The organism is Enterobacter cloacae, from assembly GCF_011078175.1.
Lineage (GTDB): Bacteria > Pseudomonadota > Gammaproteobacteria > Enterobacterales > Enterobacteriaceae > Enterobacter > Enterobacter cloacae_Q.
The window spans coordinates 187,999-204,871 of sequence record NZ_JAALCJ010000007.1; the positions used below are offsets into that span (position 1 = coordinate 187,999).

The window sequence follows — 16,873 nt, forward strand, 5'->3', positions numbered from 1 at the left end:
ACGTATTATGGAAAACGCAACTATCACTACTTTAACCGCACAGTTTCCTCTGGTTGAGGATCTGATTGCCCTGAAAGAAACCACCTGGCTCAACCCGCGCGCCACCACGCTGGCGGAAGGGTTGCCGTATGTCGGGCTGACCAAAGCCGACGTGGACGACGCGCACGCTCGCCTGAAACGCTTCGCGCCGTATCTGGCGAAAGCCTTCCCGGAAACGGCGGCAACGGGCGGGATTATCGAATCCGAACTGGTCGCCATTCCGTCGATGCAGGCACGGCTGGAGAAAGAATCTGCTCAGTCAATTCCCGGTACGCTGCTGCTGAAAAAAGACAGTCATCTGCCGATCTCCGGCTCAATTAAAGCCCGCGGCGGCATCTATGAGGTGCTGGCCCATGCGGAAAAACTGGCGCTGGAAGCCGGGTTGCTGAGCATCGACGACGACTACAGCATTCTTCTGGAGCCGCGCTTTAAAGCTTTCTTCAGCCAGTACAGCATCGCGGTGGGCTCAACCGGCAACCTGGGGATGTCCATTGGCATGATGAGCGCACGCATCGGCTTTAAGGTCACGGTGCATATGTCAGCCGACGCCCGCGAGTGGAAGAAAGCCAAACTGCGCAGCCACGGCGTGATCGTCGTGGAATATGAGCAGGATTACGGCGTGGCGGTGGAGCAGGGACGCAAAGCGGCGGAAAGCGATCCGAACTGTTTCTTTATTGACGATGAAAACTCCCGCACGCTGTTCCTGGGCTATGCGGTTGCAGGTGAACGCCTGAAAGCGCAGTTTGCCGCGCAGGGGCGCGTGGTGGATGCCGATCATCCCCTTAATGTCTATCTGCCGTGCGGCGTCGGCGGCGGGCCTGGCGGCGTGGCGTTTGGCCTGAAGCTGGCCTTTGGCGATAGCGTGCACTGCTACTTCGCGGAGCCAACGCACTCGCCGTGCATGCTGCTGGGTGTCTACACCGGACTGCACGATGAAATCGCTGTACAGGATCTGGGTATCGACAACGTAACGGCAGCAGACGGTCTGGCGGTAGGTCGCGCGTCCGGCTTCGTGGGCCGCGCGATGGAGCGTCTGCTTAACGGGTTCTATACCCTTTCCGACCAAAGCATGTACGACATGCTCGGCTGGCTGGCGCAGGAGGAAGGGATTCGCCTGGAGCCGTCGGCGCTGGCGGGGATGGCCGGGCCGCTGCGCGTGAAGGCGAATGCCAACACCACGCACCTGGTCTGGGCGACCGGCGGCGGCATGGTGCCGGAAGACGAGATGGCGAAGTATTTAGCAAAAGGCCGTTAATCACAGGCCCGGTAAGGCATAGCCGACACCGGGCCTAAAGGCTTACAATTTGCTGAATATGGGTTACCGCAAACAACAGAGACAGCGACAGCACAGCGAGCGCGATCAGGAACTTATCCCGCACCGCCTTCGGCTGCACGAAGTCATTCTGCACCACGTCCATCAGGTTACGGCTGCGGGTGTAGCGCCATAAAATGATGGCTACCAGCGCCAGCACAACAATGGAGATCCAGAATGGCGCCCCCGTGCGGTGCCAGTTGTGCTTAATGGCAAGAGCGATCAGCGCGCCATACCCCAGCAGCGTGCGCAGCCAGGCCAGCGAGGTTCGCTCCGGCTGAAGCCCGGGGTCCGCTTCCCGCCGCGCTTTGCGGCTATCCGGCATAGAACACCAGTAACATCACTATGCCCGCAACCATCAGCAAAATCGTACTGATGATGAGCAAACCGCGCGTGTAGGGGAGATCCTGCTTCAGACGCATGGCCTTTTCATTTTTCAACCAGCGCAGATAGCCGTAGATCGCCAGCACGCCGGCAATCAGGCACAGCAGCAGAGCCAGCACTTCGCGAATCAGCGGGGTGGCAAAATCGGGAGCGAGCTGATCCAGGCCGACGCCTGCGGCCAGAAAGCCCAGCGCGGTACGGATCCACGCTAAGAACGTGCGTTCATTAGCCAGTGAGAAGCGGTAGTCCGGCGCTTCACCGAGGCGGGAAATGTTCATGAAGGTTCCTTGTCGTACAGCATGCAGGCTTCAGCATAGCGTAATTCAGCCAGGACAAGGAGACCGGCATCAGGCAATGCCGGTCAGAAAGATTAGTGCAGCGCTGGCCAGTAATCCTTATTAGCTTCAATAAGATCGTCCAGAATCGCTTTCGCCACCGTTGCGCTCGGTACGGTTTTCGACAGGGTAATCGCCTGCCAGAGTTTCTGATACGAGCGCTGCTCCCAGGCGTCCACCACCAGTTTTTCTACCGCCACCTGCTGGCTCATGAGCCCTTTCTGGAAGTGCGGAATATCACCTACGGTCAGCGGCTCCGGTCCGTTGTGGCCGACCAGACAAGGGATTTCGACCATCGCGTCGGCGTCAAAGTTATGGATAGCCCCATTGTTAGGCACAATCAGCAGCATGCGTTCCTGGGTATTGAAGGCGATCGCGGTCGCCAGATCGACGATGTACGACGCATGTTCGTCGATTTCCAGTTCACCGGCAGAGGAATGACCGGCTTCGATAATCGCCCGGCATGAACTGAATACATGCTTCTCACGGTGATCCATCACTTCATTGGCGCGGGTACGCTCCGGGTTGGAATGGGCGACCACATAGTCCGGGAACAGGTAATACTTCAGGTAGGTGTTCGGCATCGTGTCCGGATCCAGCGCCTGTACATCTTTGGCCTTGGCGAAGGTATCGTTCCAGCTCGCTTCAGTATGCGCATCTTCCGAAGGCGGAACATAACCGTTTTTCGCCACGTATTCGCGCAGTTTCGGCATCAGATCGTTGCCGTTCAGATCTTCAATCGACGTCCACCAGCCGAAGTGGTTCAGACCGTAATAGCGCACGCGCATCTCTTTGCGGTCTTTCAGGCCGACAATTTGCGCCATACGCCCTTCAATGCCGATCGGCATGTCGCAGATGTTGAGAATTTTCGCGTTCGGACGCAGGCGGCGCGTGGCTTCTGCGACAATCGCCGCCGGGTTGGAGTAGTTCAGCATCCACGCATTCGGGGAGTACTGCTCCATATAGTCTACCAGTTCAAGCACGCCGCCAATGGAGCGCATGCCGTAGGAGATGCCGCCCGGCCCGCACGTTTCCTGGCCCAGCACGCCGTGGCGCAGCGGGATTTTTTCATCTTTTTCACGCATGGGGTATTTGCCAACGCGAATATGCGCCATCACGAAATCCACATCGGTAAACGCCGCTTTCGGATCGGTGGTGTAACTAAATTCAATCTCTGGCGCCTGCTCCCTGAGGATGATTTTGCACGCCTCGGCGATGACCTCCTGACGTGCTCCGTCATTGTCATAGAACTTCAGCGCACGCAGCGGGAAACGGTCACGGTTGGCTAACAGCATCAGGACGATACCAGGCGTGAATGTACTGCCGCCGCCTGCAATAACAACTGAGAATTTTTTCATGATATAGCCTCTGTCAGAGTGGTTTGTTCGTTTGTTAAAGGGGTTTTCATCAGCGATTCCAGCTGGTCGCGCACCTGAGGAACGTGCAGACCGACAATCACCTGAATGCCGTTGCCGCGCCGCACCACACCGTGTGCGCCCAGGGCTTTGAAGACGTCGTCGCTTTGGGTTTTTGTCATATCCATCAGGGCGATACGCAAGCGGGTGGCGCAGTTATTGATACTTTCGATATTTGCTGCACCGCCGAGCGCCTGTAAGAATCCGGCAGCCTGTCCGACCTGCTGGCTGGCTGGCGCCGGGGCGGTGGTTTGCCCGCGTGCGGCCTTATAGTCGGCCTTGTTGTAGAGTTTTATTTCGCTCTCTTCCCGGCCCGGCGTTTTCAGATTCAGACGTACGATTAGCGTCCTGAAGACCACGAAGTAGATCCCGGTGAAGCAGAGGCCGATGCCAATCTGGGTGAATACCGTCGACGCGTGATGATGGAACATCGGGATCCAGTTTTGCGGCAGGAACTGGTCCAGCAGACCGCCCCCCATATTCCCCACCACCCCGAAGGTATACATCACCGTCGCCATCGTTGCGGCCAGCACGGCGTGGATGGCAAACAGCAACGGCGAGATAAACAGGAAGGTGAACTCCAGCGGTTCGGTAATGCCCACCAGCACGGCGGTAAGCGTGGCCGGGATCAGCAAGCCTGCCACTTTGACGCGGTTCTCCGGCGAGGCGGTATACCAGATAGCCAGCGCAATACCGACTGAGCCAAACACCTTAGCGTTGCCGTGCAGCGCAAATCCGCCCTCCGGGAACAGCGTTTTCAGCGGCACAGTGCTCTGGCTGAATTCCTGAAGGTGCTGTGCCCAGTAGACCTGAATGCCGCCTTCTACCGCAGCCGGGCCGAAGATAAACGGACCGTAGACAAAGTGGTGTAATCCGGTTGGGATCAGAATGCGTTCCAGGAAGGTATAAACCCATACGCCCAGCGCGCCAGCGGTACGTAGAAAGGCCTGCAACGACTCAATGCCCATCTGTACTTTCGGCCACCCCAGCAGCGTCAGCCAGGCGCAGGGGATCATGACGAAGAACGCGAGGATAACGACAAACGAGGTGCCCTGAAAAATCCCCAGAAAGACCGGCAACGGCTTGTCGAAAAATCGGTTGTGGAGGGCGGTGACGAGCCCGGAAATGATAATTGCCCCGATGATGCTGGTATCAAGCGTTTTGATTCCGGCAATCATCGCCAGCCCGCTGCCGGCAGTGGGTTCAGCAGAGAAGTCGACGCCAAAGAAGTGACCCCAGGTCATCCCCATCGCATTGATAAAATAGTTCCAGGTCAGGAAGCTAATCAGCACCGCCAGACAGGCGCGGCCCTGCGCCTGCTTTGCCAGGCCAATCGGTAAGCCGACGGCAAAAATCAGCGGCATGTTACGGAACACCGCCCAGCCGCCCTCTTCGATGATGTGAACAATTTGCGCGAACAGATTATCAGGCGCGGTTAAGGCCTCGCCGACAAACAGCGGGTTGCGAAGCATGATGGCGATCCCAACCACGATCCCGGCAAAGGGAAACAGCAAAACCGGGGTGAACATGGCGCCGCCAAAACGTTGTATTTGACTGAGCATTTTTAAATCCTCATGAAACAACCTGTAGGGGATAGAGGCCTTTATGGTTTTTTACTGGCCTGAGGTGAGCATAAGAACTTACTGATGCGGGAACATGGCGTGCCGCTGCGATTCGTGATCGCTTTCATGGTTTTAATTTGAACAATCAGGTCTACTTTTTAAACTAAACATGGACAAGTTAAGACGTATTCCACGCCATGATGTGCGCAGAGAGGTCTACTGGTGATCTACAAATCAATTGCCGATCGGCTACGGCTGCGGCTGAATTCCTCGGACTACAACATCGGCAGTCCGTTACCCGGAGAAAAAGTGCTGGCAAAGGAATTTGGCGTAGCCCGGATGACCATCCGCAAGGCGCTGGATCTGCTGGTAAGCTGGGGGCTGGTTGAACGTCGACACGGCAGCGGGACGTTCGTGGCGCGCAAAGACGTTCATCATGAAACGACTAACCTGACCGGGCTGGTGGAGGTATTGCGCCAGCAGGGGAAAGAAGTGCAGAGCAAGGTGTTGCAGTTTGAAGTGATGCCCGCGCCGCCCGCCATCGCCAGCCAGCTGCGGATTCAGGTTGATGAGCGGATCTATTTTTCAAGGCGGGTGCGTTACGTGGACGGGAAGCCGCTGATGCTGGAGGACAGCTTTATGCCGGTGAAGCTGTTCCGCAATCTTTCCCTGGCGCATCTGGAAGGGTCAAAGTTTGATTACATCGAGAAGGAGTGTGGGATCACCATCAGCGGCAACTACGAGAGCCTGACGCCGGTGCTGGCAGATAAACAGCTGGCCGGCTACATGAACCTGCCGGAACAGACGCCGCTGCTGCGCATCACCTCCCTTTCCTACAGCGACAGCGGCGAGTTCCTCAATTATTCCGTGATGTTCCGAAATACCAGCGATTACCAGGTGGACTACCATTTGCGGCGTATCCACCCGGAAGACGTATTAGCCCATCCCCCAGAACAGCACCGCCAGTAGCTGCGGTGTGATGATGCGCAGAAACATCACCAGCGGATAAACCGTGGCGTAGGACAACGCCGCCGCACCGCTGGTAGCGTGCAGGTTGTTGGCGAACGCCAGCGCGGGCGGGTCGGTCATCGAACCGGCCAGCATGCCGCACAGCGTGAGATAGTTCATTTTAGCGAACATACGCGCCAGTATCCCGACCGTTATCAGCGGAATGGCGGTAATAAATATGCCGTATCCTACCCAGCTCATCCCTTCGCCGTTTATCAGGGTATCGACAAAATCGCCGCCGGATTTCAGCCCCACGACCGCCAGAAACAGCACGATGCCCAACTCTCGCAGCGCCAGGTTAGCGCTCGGGGGCATAAACCAGTAGAGCTTACCGACAGAGCCGATACGCCCGAGGATCAGCGCCATAATGAGCGGCCCGCCTGCCAGACCCAGCTTCAGTGCTACCGGGAAGCCGGGCACGTACAGGGGGATGGAGCCAAGCATGACGCCAAGCCCGATGCCGATAAAAACCGGCAGCATCTGCACCTGCTGGAGTTTTTGCTGGGCGTTGCCCACCATGTCCGCTACGGCATCAATGGATGAAGGACGCCCGACGAGGTTGAGAATATCACCGAATTGCAGGCTGGCATCCTGGCTGGCCACCAGCTCGACGCCGGCGCGGTTAAGCCGGGAGATCACCACGTCATAACGTTCTTTAACCTGCAAGTCGCGTATTTTCTTGCCCAATACCTTCTCATTGGTCACCACCACACGCTCCACGCGCATGTCTGTTCCACGGGTTGAAAGCGAAGTATCCACCTCCTGACCAATCACCAGCCGGGCATTGTTTAAATCCGCCGGTTGCCCTACCAGATGCAGGAGATCGCCGTGTTGAATAAGTGTGTCGGGTGAAGGCACCATCAGCGTGTCATCACGTTTCAGACGGGAACAGATGATGGTCGCGCTGTTCAGAATGGGAACATCCTGAATCGCCATATTGTGCAGGTTAGGGTTCTCGACGCGAATATTGATAGTTTTAATTCGCGCATGGCCGTTGGTTAATGTGCTTTCATGCTCTTTCGCCTCGCGCTCGACGTTAATGCGGAACAGCACGCGCACCAGCCACATTGAGAGCAAAATACCGCAAATGCCAAACGGATAGGCCATGGCGTAGCTCATTCCCATCTGATCGACAACACCAGCAGGGATACCCAGGTCGCGCAGAATTTGCTGGCCCGCCCCGAGCGCGGGCGTATTCGTGACGGCTCCGGAGAAGATGCCCAACACGACGGGCAGCGGAATAGCGAAGAGTTTATGCAGAATGGCGGTCACCAGCCCACCCATTACGACGATGCCGAGGGCAAAGAGATTCAGGCGTAAACCTGAGACGCGCAGGGAAGCGAAGAAGCCCGGCCCAACCTGAATACCAATGGTATACACAAAGAGGATCAGGCCGAACTCCTGGATGAAATGCAGCATATCAGCGCTGAGCACCCACCCAAGCTGATCGGCAAAGTGGCCGACAAAGATCCCGCCGAACAATACCCCGCCTATGCCAAACCCGACGCCGCGGATTTTGATATTACCCAGCCATAGCCCCACTACCGCGACAAGAGCCAACACGCTAACGGTTAACGCGATATCACTCATGATCCACATCCTGTGTATAACCCTGGTTATGCTATGGATTCTCTCAGAGCTGGCTGCGGTTGTATGGGCGATGGCGCACAAAAAAGCCGAAGGTAAAAGCAAAACGGTCACCCGAAGGTGACCGTTTTTAGTGTTTGCACCCTCTCCCTGTGGGGAGAGGGGCGGGGTGAGGGCACCAGCCCGCACACGATTCGTTTTGTAGGCCGGGTAAGGCGTAGCCGCCACCCGGCAAAAACGTGTATTAGCTGTTCAACGCCGGGCGTTCGCTAATGGCGATGCGCTGAGGCGCAATGGCTTCCGGCACGTTACGGGTGAGATCAATGTTCAGTAGCCCGTTAGTAAACGTCGCACCGGATACTTCCATATGGTCTGCAAGGGTAAAGCTCAGGCTAAATGGCTGAGTGACAAGCCCCTGATGCAACCATTTGGTTTCGGTGTCTGGTTTTTCCGGCGACCCTTTCACGGTCAGGCGCGTACCCTCAAGCTGGATATCGAGGTCTTCCTGCCGGAACCCGGCCAGCGCAAGCGTGATGCGGTAGTGGTTATCATCGCTTTTTTCGATGTTGTACGGCGGAAACGTCTGCTGTTCGGTTGCGCTTTGCAGGGCGTTAGCCAGTTTGTCAAAACCGATCCACTGACGCAGCAGGGGGGAAAAATCATAGTTACGCATACTAAATCTCCTTCTGAGAAGCGAGTTCGGCACAGTTTAATTTTGTGCGCAGTTGTTCCTGCAAATCCTGATGGATTCGCATATGCTCCCGTTACGGCAAGCAAGTCTGTGTGGGCCGCTCATGCGACCCGCGTAATTAGTTAATTTCGATACGGCGCGGTTTTTTCTCTTCGGGAATCACGCGTTCCAGTTCGATAAACAGCAGGCCGTTAACCAGGTTCGCGCCCTTAACGTGAATGTTCTCAGCTAACTGGAACTTGCGTTCAAAGTTACGCTCGGCGATGCCCTGGTAAAGGTAGGTACGTTCTTTCTGCTCGGCCGTATGGGAACCTTTCACCACCAGCAGGTTGTCCTGCGCGGTGATCTCCAGTTCGTTTTCTGCAAAACCAGCAACAGCAATCGCGATGCGATAGTGGTTTTCGTCAACCAGCTCGACATTGTAGGGAGGGTAGCCGTTGCTCTGGCTTTGGTTATTTTCTAAATGGTTAAACAGGCGGTCAAAACCAATTGCAGAACGGTATAGCGGAGAAAGATCGAAGTTACGCATAAATAAGACTCCTGAAATCAGCGAGGAATTATTGCCTTCCACCATGGACAGGCCTTTGTGCCCCCCGAACACCCATCAGGCGAGTTCGTTATCGGGTCACATTCTTAAAATGGGTCTGGAACCGGGCTTTTCAAGCCTATTTATATGAGATTTTTTTGCACTTTGCTGGTTGTCGCATAGACTCTGGGACAACAGCACAAAGGGTTAAATTGCGATGACTGCCACAGTGCGGGATTAACGAGCTATCCATTTTGGATAAGGCTCGCTATAACCCTGAGTTGTAGGTCGATGCAGTGCCATTAACGATGACTGAGTGATGATGAAAAATGTTCTGATAAAGCTGACGACGTTCAGCGGGGTTGTTTTACTTTGCGGGTGTTCGAGCGTGATGTCTCACACCGGCGGTAAAGAAGGAACATATCCGGGGACGCGTGCCAGCGCGGCGATGATCTCCGATGACGATACCAACTGGGGCACCAAATCCCTGGTTATCCTGGATATGCCGTTTACGGCAGTCGCGGATACGCTTCTGCTGCCGTGGGATATGTTCCGCACCGACAGCTCAGTGCGCTCGCGCGTTGAGAAAAGCGAGCAGGAAAATCTGGCGACCAATTCTGTTATCCCGCCCGCAGCGATGGCTCCACGCTAATTCTGTGCGGTTTCCGTTAGCCACAGCTGGCGGAAACCGTCCTTCTCTTCCATCCATGCAATAAAACGACCGTCCGGGGAAAAAACCACAGCGTCAGCAGACGGCGGATTGCCGTGATCGGACGTCAAAAACATTACGTCCCCGGTCTGCGCATCGCAGCAGGCAATGCGGCCTGCCAGCACAAATCCCAGGCTGTTTCCGGAAGGATGCCAGTTAAACGCCGACTGAATATCACGCTCAGTGTGGGTTAACTGACGCGGCTCGCCGCCCTCAGGGGAGATAAGCCACAGCTGCACGACGCCGTTATCGTCTCGCATTAAAAACGCAATCTGCGTCCCCTGCGGATTACTGCGCACCCAGTGGCGCGGTACGTTCACCAGCCCCGGATATGCCTTCTGATGGGTGAAGGTGAGGCGTCGTTGCATAACGCCCACAGGCGGCGCGGGCATGGTATCAGGCGTCCCCTGCAACGGCGCATCCCCCGCCCGTTTCCAGCCCTGCTCGTCGTTGGGGAGATCGACAATAAACAGTTCGGGCACTTTCTCGCCTTTCGCAGACAGGGTATCGCCGATAAACGCCAGCCTGTCGTTGCCCACCCAGCCCTCTTCATAGGCGCGGTTGATCTCATCGCTGCCCGGTTTCGGGTTCGGCGTTGTCCGGCTTACCAGTACGCTCCAGAAGGCGCCAGCATATTCACGTGGATGGTTCCCTTGTGGGTTCACCGGACCAAAAGGCGTCGCCACCCCGACGTTACGCAAATCCAGCTTCGGATCGCGCGCGTGCAGCACATGGTCGTTATAGGTAAAGCTGACGAACTGCCCGTTCGGACTAAAAACGTGGACGTGGCTGCCGCCACGCAGCGCGCCTGCCGTGTAAGGTGCGGTGATATCCATCGCATCAAGATTGTTCACCTGACCATTGTGCGCAATCACCCCCTGACGATGGTGAAAATCATACTGCCAGTCTGCATCCGGGTGTTTGGGGCCGTGGATAAAAACATATTTGTCCTGCGTCGGATGAACGGTCACGACGCCGACATGCGCACCGTCAGCGGCACGGTAGATTACCTCCACCTCGCCTGTACTGACGTTCACCCGCTCGATGGTTTCACCGGTAAATGACGCGCCGGACGGGCGCACATCATAGACGAGCCACTGGCTGTCCGGCGTCCAGGCGTTGATGTTGGTGAGCTGATGGTTGCGTGAAGCGAAGGTGATTTGTTTCATGAAAATACCCTGATGCGCGGTTATCGCATCAGGGTAAAACATCGGAAGGGATTAGCCTACTCGTTTCACGTCGCCGACCAGCAGGATGTAGGAGAGCGCACCGATCAGCGCCACGACAGAGATATACACCAGAGCTGGTCCAAAGCCGTAGTCCTGCGCCAGGTAACCGATGACCAACGGCACGGTGATCCCGCCCAGGCCGCCAACGAAGTTAAACACGCCGCCGGTCAGGCCGATCAGACGCATCGGTGCCAGAGACGACACCAGCGACCAGGTAATGGAGGCAAAACCGTTTCCGAAGAACGCTACTGCCATCAGAGTCATGATCCACACCGGATCGTTGGTGTAGTTCGCCCCCATGATGCAGGTAGAGATCAGCAGCCCGCAGATAATTGGCGTTTTACGCGCAACGCCCAGCGAGAAGCCTTTTTTCACCAGCTTGTCCGCCAGCCAGCCCGAGAGCAGCACGCCGAAAAACGCCGCCAGGAACGGTACGGTGGTCATAAAGCCTGCCTTCAGCGCGGTAATACCCTTCTCCTGCGTCAGGTAGTTCGGAAACCAGGTGAGGAAAAACCACAGCGTGGAGGTTACCGCGAACTGTCCCAGATATACGCCAACCAGCTTCCGGTGGAAAACCAGCTTCCAGTCCGCTCTGGTCAACGGCTGGCGCGCCTCTTTTTTCACTGGCGCATCGCCGTCCACCAGGCCACCGCCGTCGCGGATGTAGTCCAGTTCGGCTTTGGAAATGCTTTTGGTCAGACGCGGCGGTTGATACACCTTAAACCAAATTAACGACCAGATAATGCCGATCCCGCCGGTGACGATAAACACCCAGTGCCAGCTCAGCAGCTCCTGGATCCAGATTAACAGCGGCGTCAGAAACGCCAGGCCAACAAATTGCCCGGAGGTGTAGAAGCCGACGGCAGAAGCGCGTTCGTGTTCAGGGAACCAGCTGGTCACCATGCGGTTGTTGGTCGGGAACGCCGGCGCTTCAAACACCCCGGTGATGGCGCGCAGGCCAATCAGCGACATCAGCCCGGTGGCGAACCCCTGGAACAGCGTCGCCACAGACCAGCCTAAAATGGCGATAAAGTAGGTCAGACGCGACCCCACGCGGTCAAGGAACCAGCCGCCGGGGATCTGGCAGAGCGTATAAAGCCAGGCAAACGCCGAGAAGACGTAGCCCATTTCCGTTTTGGTGATGCCAAACTCTTCCTGAATATGGGCCGATGCCACGGCAAGGTTGGCGCGGTCGACATAGCAAATGACCACGGTAATAAAGATCATGATCAGCGTCAGGTAACGACGACGCCCGGTTTTTGCAGCAGTAACTGGAATATCCATCGCAATCTGTCTCCAGATTTTGGGCATAGCGAAGCCGCTCACCATGCCCTGTAATTTACAGAGGGTGTATTTGTTTTTTTTAATTACAAACGTAAACGGAATGCGCTAAATAATTCGTGCTGGGGGAAGGCGGCAAGTTTTCGCATCCCCGGGAGCATACAAAAGTATGTGACGGGGGTAAGAAAACGCTGCCAACGCATCACCAGCGCGAAGTATGACGCGCATTTACCACTCGGCTACGGAACCGTCTTCATGACGCCACAGTGGGTTACGCCAGTCCGGCGCACTTTTACTCAACTCAATGACTTTGGCTTCGTCGATCTCCACGCCAAGGCCCGGCTTCGTTAACGGTTTAAAGAAACCGCCCTCCATGCAGAAGTCTTCTTTGTTTTTTACAAAATCGAGCAGCTCCGCGCCCTTGTTATAGTGAATGCCCATGCTTTGTTCCTGGAACACCGCATTACGGGAGACGAAGTCGACGTGCAGGCAGGCCGCCAGCGCAATCGGCCCAAGCGGACAGTGCGGCGCCAGCGCCACATCGTAGGCTTCTGCCATTCCGGCAATTTTGTAGCATTCGGTGATGCCACCTGCGTGGGAGAGGTCCGGTTGCAGGATCGCAATGCCGCCCGCTTCCAGCACGCGTTTAAACTCGAAGCGCGAGAACATGCGTTCACCCGCCGCGATGGGAATGTGCGTCTGTTCAGCCAGCTTCGGATAGTATTCCGCCTGCTCGGCCAGCACCGGCTCTTCGATAAACAGCGGGCGATACGGTTCCAGCTCTTTGATCAGCACTTTGGCCATTGGCGCGCTGACGCGGCCGTGGAAATCCAGGCCAAACTCAATCTCGTTGCCGAAAGCCTCGCGGATTTGCGCCACGGTGTTCACCGCCCGGTCTACCGCGCGCGAGTTGTCGATAACGCCCATCTCTTCGCAACCGTTGAGTTTGAAGGTGTCAAAACCGATGTTGCGCAGCTGTGTAATGCCGTCGATCACTTCCGCAGGACGGTCGCCACCGACCCAGCTGTAGGCTTTGATCTTGTCGCGCACCAGGCCGCCCATTAATTGCCAGACCGGGGCATTCAGCACTTTACCTTTGATATCCCACAGCGCCTGGTCAATACCGGCGATGGCGCTCATCAGGATCGGACCGCCCCGGTAAAATCCCGCCCGGTACATGACCTGCCACAGGTCGTTGATGCGCGCCGGATCCTGACCAATCAGGTATTCGCCCAGCTCGTGAACCGCGGCTTCAACGGTTCGCGCTCGGCCTTCAATCACCGGCTCGCCCCAGCCAACCACGCCTTCATCGGTTTCGATTTTCAGGAACATCCAGCGCGGGGGTAAACGGTACGTGGTGAGTTTGGTTATTTTCATTTCACTGCCTCTCGGTACGCTTTCACAAATGCTGCCGCCTGCTGTGCGGTACGCTTTACGGACTGCCCGGCACGATAGAGATCGCTGCCCAGCCCCGCGCCCACACAGCCCGCTTTTATCCACTGCTCCAGGTTTTCCGGCGTGACGCCGCCCACGGCAAAGACCGGCACGCTGGCGGGTAAGACCGCTTTCAGCGCTTTGATGTAATCCGGACCAAAGGCCGACGACGGGAAAATTTTGAGCGACTGCGCGCCCGCGTCGAGGGCAGTAAACGCTTCTGTGGCCGTCGCGCATCCCGGACAGACGGTCATGCCGTATTCCACCGCCCGGCGGATCACCTCAGGGTTGATATTGGGTGTGACGATAAGCTTGCAGCCCATCTTCGCCAGTTTATCCACTTGCTCCGGCTGTAATACGGTGCCTGCGCCAATCAGCGCGTTATCACCGAACGCCTCCACCACGGCCGGAATACTTTTTTCCCATTCCGGTGAGTTGAGGGGGATTTCCACCGCGTCGAACCCGGCGTCGATCACCGCGCCAACGTGCGCTAACGCCTCATCGGGGGTAATACCGCGCAAAATTGCGATAAGGGGGAGATCAGTTTGCCACTGCATGAGCGATGCTCCTTATGCCTGCCTGAAATGCCGTGTCGCCTTCCACCGCAGCAACATCCCGTCCGATAGCGTGGAACGCCTGGCGGTAACGAGACATCAGCGATGAACCCGCGACGAGCGTGATGGCCTGCTGCCCGACGAACGCGTCGCTCAGGGTGGCGACTTCTGCGCCAATCAGCAGGCCGGACAGAAATTCGCTGACCTGTTCGCGCGGAAGACTTCCCAGCACGTGCGAGGCGCGAACCTCAAAAAGTTGCGGCAAAACGGCAGGGGAGTCGATCCCGCGCTCAAGCCCGGCGGCAAACGCTTCCGGCGAAGGGATCTGCTCCGGCAAACCGGTCCCCACCAGCGAATGCTTAAGCAGCAAGTGGTGCAGTTCGCCGGTCATCACGGTGCGGAAATCATGAATTTGCTCAGCATCCGTTTGGACCCATTTACAGTGCGTCCCGGGCATGACGTAGACAGAAGAAGGGGAAAGGGTGCGCGCCCCGAGCAGCTGCGTCTCTTCGCCGCGCATCACGTTATGGTTATCGTCGCGAGAGACGCATAAACCGGGAATAATCCAGACATTGTCGCCAACGGTCGTTAACTTCTCACCCACGGCGGCGAAATGCACCGGAACTGGCAGGTAAGGTGCGACCTTCCAGCCCGCGTTACTGCCGACCATTCCGGCCATCACCACTGGCGTAGTACCGTCGCGCCAGTTTTGTGTCACTTCTGCTAACACCGCTGCGGGGGATTTACCGTTCAGGCGCGTCACACCTGCTTCTGATTGCCTGCTTTCCAGGCAGTGCTCACCGTGGTAGAGCCAGGCGCGCAGATTGGTCGATCCCCAGTCGATTGCGATGTAGCGTGATGTCATGTGATTTCCTTCAACCTTCGTGTCGAGCTGGCGATCATGGTCAACGCCGCCTGCTCTGCCGCATCGCCGTCCTGATGCCGTATCGCATCGAACAGCGCTTTATGTTCCTGAAGCGTTTTCGGCATGTTGGCCTCATCGCCCATCCAGGTACGTTCAAATACTGCTCGCTGTAGCGAGCTGATCGCCACGCTAAGCTGCTGTAAAACCGGGTTATGCACCGACTGCAATACCGCTTCGTGGTAACGAATGTCCGCTTCGTTGAACGCCTCCCGGTTCTGGTTATTGGCGATCATGTCGTTTAAAGCCGACTCAATCTGTGCCAGGTCACCTGACGTTGCGCGCTCAGCCGCCCAGCGGGCGATGGCCGGTTCCACCAGATTTCGGACTTCGCTCATCGCGCCGATAAGCCGTGGGTCGTAGTCGTTTTCCAGCACCCATTGCAGAACATCGGTATCGAGGTAGTTCCACTGGTTACGCGGCGCCACAAACGCGCCGCGATAGCGCTTCATTTCAATCAGCCGCTTCGCCATCAGCGAGCGGAACACTTCCCGGATGATGTTGCGCGAGGTTTCAAACTCCTCGCACAGTTCCGCCTCTGCTGGCAACGGCGAACCGGGAACGTATTTGCCACCCACAATCTGAGTGCCCAGCGTAATGACAATGCGATCGGTTTTATTGAGTGTCATGGGGAGTCCTTGAGCTCTGTAAGTCCATCACTACTTTACCGCGACCGCTGAATTTCGCCTCACTTTTGCAGTACAAACGTGAGTCCTTTCGCCTTTGCCTTGACTGCAATGTAGTACAATTAATTCATGTTGTACTACAATCAAGATCACAAAAAGAACAATTCGATAAATTCAGGGCCAAAAAAAGCCCCGGTTGATAACCGAGGCTAATGTTTTCCAGCGACTGCTAGGACAAAACGAATTTCTCGATAGCCCAGGCAACGCCGTCTTCCAGGTTGGATTTCGTGACGAAATTCGCCACCTCTTTCACCGAGGGGATCGCGTTATCCATCGCCACGCCCATGCCTGCATACTCGATCATTGCGATATCATTTTCCTGGTCGCCCAGCGCCATGATCTCTTCAGGCTTGATGCCCAGCGCATCGGCAAGCGATTTGACGCCCGTGCCTTTATTGACGCGTTTATCGAGGATTTCAAGGAAGTACGGCGCACTTTTCAGCACGGTGTATTTCTCTTTTACCTCAGCCGGAATGCGCGATATGGCTTTGTCGAGAACCGCAGGTTCATCAATCATCATCACTTTCAGGAACTGCGTCGCAGGATCCATTTTCTCCGCTTCGCAGAACACCAGTGGAATGGTTGCAACGTAGGACTCGTGCACCGTGTAGTAGCTGATATCGCGGTTGGCGGTGTAAAGCGTGTTGCGATCGAGCGCGTGGAAATGAGAGCCCACTTCACGGGACAGTTTTTCCAGGAACAGATAGTCGTCGTAGCTCAGCGCCGTTTGCGCAACCGTGCTGCCATCCGCGGCTTTCTGCACCAGCGCGCCGTTATAGGTGATGCAGTAATCGCCAGGCTGGTTCATGTGCAGCTCTTTCAGGTAGCTGTGCACGCCCGCATACGGACGCCCCGTGGTCAGTACCACATTCACGCCCTTTGCGCGTGCCGCAGCGATCGCGTTTTTAACGGCTGGAGAGATAGTGTGGTCTGGCAGCAGCAGCGTGCCGTCCATATCGATTGCAATGAGTTTAATGGCCATGAGGTCCCCGGGATAAATGAGTGCTACCTCATGCTAACGCGATTCCACTCAAAAAACACGGTAAGAAAGGAGGATGGGTCGGGAGAGGAAATTCCTCTTTTGCGGCCAAAGAATTTCCCCTCACCCCGGCTCTCTCCCCATAGGGCGAGGGAGAAAAGGCGGTACCGTACGTACCCTCTCCCCTTTGGGAAGAGGGTTAGGGTGAGGGGGATAGAGC

Annotated in this window: 17 protein-coding genes and 1 other annotated feature; of the genes, 3 read left to right on the forward strand and 14 right to left on the reverse strand. The window is 56.5% G+C overall.

What is annotated here, in order from left to right:
• The first annotated feature begins 7 nt into the window (after positions 1-7).
• The gene (gene dsdA / locus G6Q29_RS16475) at positions 8-1,294 is read left to right on the forward strand and encodes a D-serine ammonia-lyase (protein ID WP_165466459.1); all 1,287 of its coding nucleotides are present in this window, start codon (positions 8-10) and stop codon (positions 1,292-1,294) included.
• A gap of 34 nt (positions 1,295-1,328) precedes the next feature.
• On the opposite strand, the gene G6Q29_RS16480 is transcribed toward dsdA, so the two are convergent.
• From G6Q29_RS16480 to G6Q29_RS16495, 4 genes are all read right to left on the reverse strand, one after another.
• Positions 1,329-1,676, reverse strand: a complete 348-nt coding sequence (locus G6Q29_RS16480; RefSeq protein ID WP_165466460.1) for a DUF202 domain-containing protein — start codon at positions 1,674-1,676, stop codon at positions 1,329-1,331.
• Positions 1,666-2,013, reverse strand: a complete 348-nt coding sequence (locus G6Q29_RS16485; protein WP_165466461.1) for a YidH family protein — start codon at positions 2,011-2,013, stop codon at positions 1,666-1,668. Before G6Q29_RS16485 ends, G6Q29_RS16480 begins: the two co-directional genes overlap by 11 nt.
• Positions 2,014-2,105: 92 nt before the next feature.
• A complete protein-coding gene (locus G6Q29_RS16490; protein ID WP_165466462.1) occupies positions 2,106-3,428 on the reverse strand; it encodes a 6-phospho-alpha-glucosidase in 1,323 nt (440 codons plus the stop codon).
• Positions 3,425-5,047 carry an alpha-glucoside-specific PTS transporter subunit IIBC gene (locus tag G6Q29_RS16495; RefSeq protein WP_165466463.1) on the reverse strand — a complete coding sequence of 541 codons (1,623 nt, stop codon included), beginning with the start codon at positions 5,045-5,047 and terminating at the stop codon, positions 3,425-3,427. Before G6Q29_RS16495 ends, G6Q29_RS16490 begins: the two co-directional genes overlap by 4 nt.
• Before the next feature lie 222 nt (positions 5,048-5,269).
• Between G6Q29_RS16495 and G6Q29_RS16500 the strand changes: the two genes are divergently transcribed.
• Complete coding sequence (locus G6Q29_RS16500; protein ID WP_165466464.1) at positions 5,270-6,016, forward strand: GntR family transcriptional regulator; 747 nt, start codon at positions 5,270-5,272, stop codon at positions 6,014-6,016.
• Here G6Q29_RS16500 and G6Q29_RS16505 read toward each other — a convergent pair.
• From G6Q29_RS16505 to ibpA, 3 genes are all read right to left on the reverse strand, one after another.
• Positions 5,984-7,645 (reverse strand): putative transporter, encoded by a 1,662-nt coding sequence (locus G6Q29_RS16505; protein WP_165466465.1) that lies wholly within the window; start codon positions 7,643-7,645, stop codon positions 5,984-5,986. The two genes, G6Q29_RS16500 and G6Q29_RS16505, sit on opposite strands and share 33 nt — an antisense overlap.
• A 241-nt stretch (positions 7,646-7,886) precedes the next feature.
• Positions 7,887-8,315 (reverse strand): small heat shock chaperone IbpB, encoded by a 429-nt coding sequence (gene ibpB / locus G6Q29_RS16510; RefSeq protein WP_006808781.1) that lies wholly within the window; start codon positions 8,313-8,315, stop codon positions 7,887-7,889.
• Positions 8,316-8,451: 136 nt separating this feature from the next.
• Entirely contained in the window at positions 8,452-8,862 is a 411-nt protein-coding gene (gene ibpA, locus G6Q29_RS16515; protein ID WP_008500162.1) for a small heat shock chaperone IbpA, read from the reverse strand.
• Positions 8,856-8,927, reverse strand: a sequence feature (ROSE (Repression Of Heat Shock gene Expression) occurs in the 5'-region of heat shock genes and acts as an RNA thermometer to modulate expression.). It overlaps the preceding gene by 7 nt.
• A gap of 251 nt (positions 8,928-9,178) precedes the next feature.
• Between ibpA and G6Q29_RS16520 the strand changes: the two genes are divergently transcribed.
• Positions 9,179-9,511 carry a YceK/YidQ family lipoprotein gene (locus G6Q29_RS16520; RefSeq protein ID WP_165466466.1) on the forward strand — a complete coding sequence of 111 codons (333 nt, stop codon included), beginning with the start codon at positions 9,179-9,181 and terminating at the stop codon, positions 9,509-9,511.
• Here the strand turns inward: G6Q29_RS16520 and G6Q29_RS16525 are convergent.
• The 7 genes from G6Q29_RS16525 to yidA form a co-directional block, all read right to left on the reverse strand.
• Entirely contained in the window at positions 9,508-10,737 is a 1,230-nt protein-coding gene (locus G6Q29_RS16525; RefSeq protein ID WP_207309802.1) for a DUF3748 domain-containing protein, read from the reverse strand. The two genes, G6Q29_RS16520 and G6Q29_RS16525, sit on opposite strands and share 4 nt — an antisense overlap.
• A gap of 51 nt (positions 10,738-10,788) precedes the next feature.
• Positions 10,789-12,126 (reverse strand): MFS transporter, encoded by a 1,338-nt coding sequence (locus G6Q29_RS16530; RefSeq protein WP_165466468.1) that lies wholly within the window; start codon positions 12,124-12,126, stop codon positions 10,789-10,791.
• A gap of 180 nt (positions 12,127-12,306) precedes the next feature.
• Complete coding sequence (dgoD, locus tag G6Q29_RS16535; RefSeq protein ID WP_165466469.1) at positions 12,307-13,455, reverse strand: galactonate dehydratase; 1,149 nt, start codon at positions 13,453-13,455, stop codon at positions 12,307-12,309.
• Positions 13,452-14,069, reverse strand: a complete 618-nt coding sequence (locus G6Q29_RS16540) for a 2-dehydro-3-deoxy-6-phosphogalactonate aldolase (RefSeq protein WP_165466470.1) — start codon at positions 14,067-14,069, stop codon at positions 13,452-13,454. Before G6Q29_RS16540 ends, dgoD begins: the two co-directional genes overlap by 4 nt.
• Positions 14,053-14,931, reverse strand: coding sequence for a 2-dehydro-3-deoxygalactonokinase (locus tag G6Q29_RS16545; RefSeq protein ID WP_165466471.1), 879 nt, complete (start codon positions 14,929-14,931; stop codon positions 14,053-14,055). The genes G6Q29_RS16540 and G6Q29_RS16545 overlap by 17 nt, the downstream gene beginning before the upstream one ends.
• The gene (gene dgoR / locus G6Q29_RS16550; protein WP_003861109.1) at positions 14,928-15,617 is read right to left on the reverse strand and encodes a D-galactonate utilization transcriptional regulator DgoR; all 690 of its coding nucleotides are present in this window, start codon (positions 15,615-15,617) and stop codon (positions 14,928-14,930) included. The genes G6Q29_RS16545 and dgoR overlap by 4 nt, the downstream gene beginning before the upstream one ends.
• A 226-nt stretch (positions 15,618-15,843) precedes the next feature.
• Positions 15,844-16,656, reverse strand: coding sequence for a sugar-phosphatase (gene yidA / locus G6Q29_RS16555; protein ID WP_165466472.1), 813 nt, complete (start codon positions 16,654-16,656; stop codon positions 15,844-15,846).
• Positions 16,657-16,873: the final 217 nt, after the last annotated feature.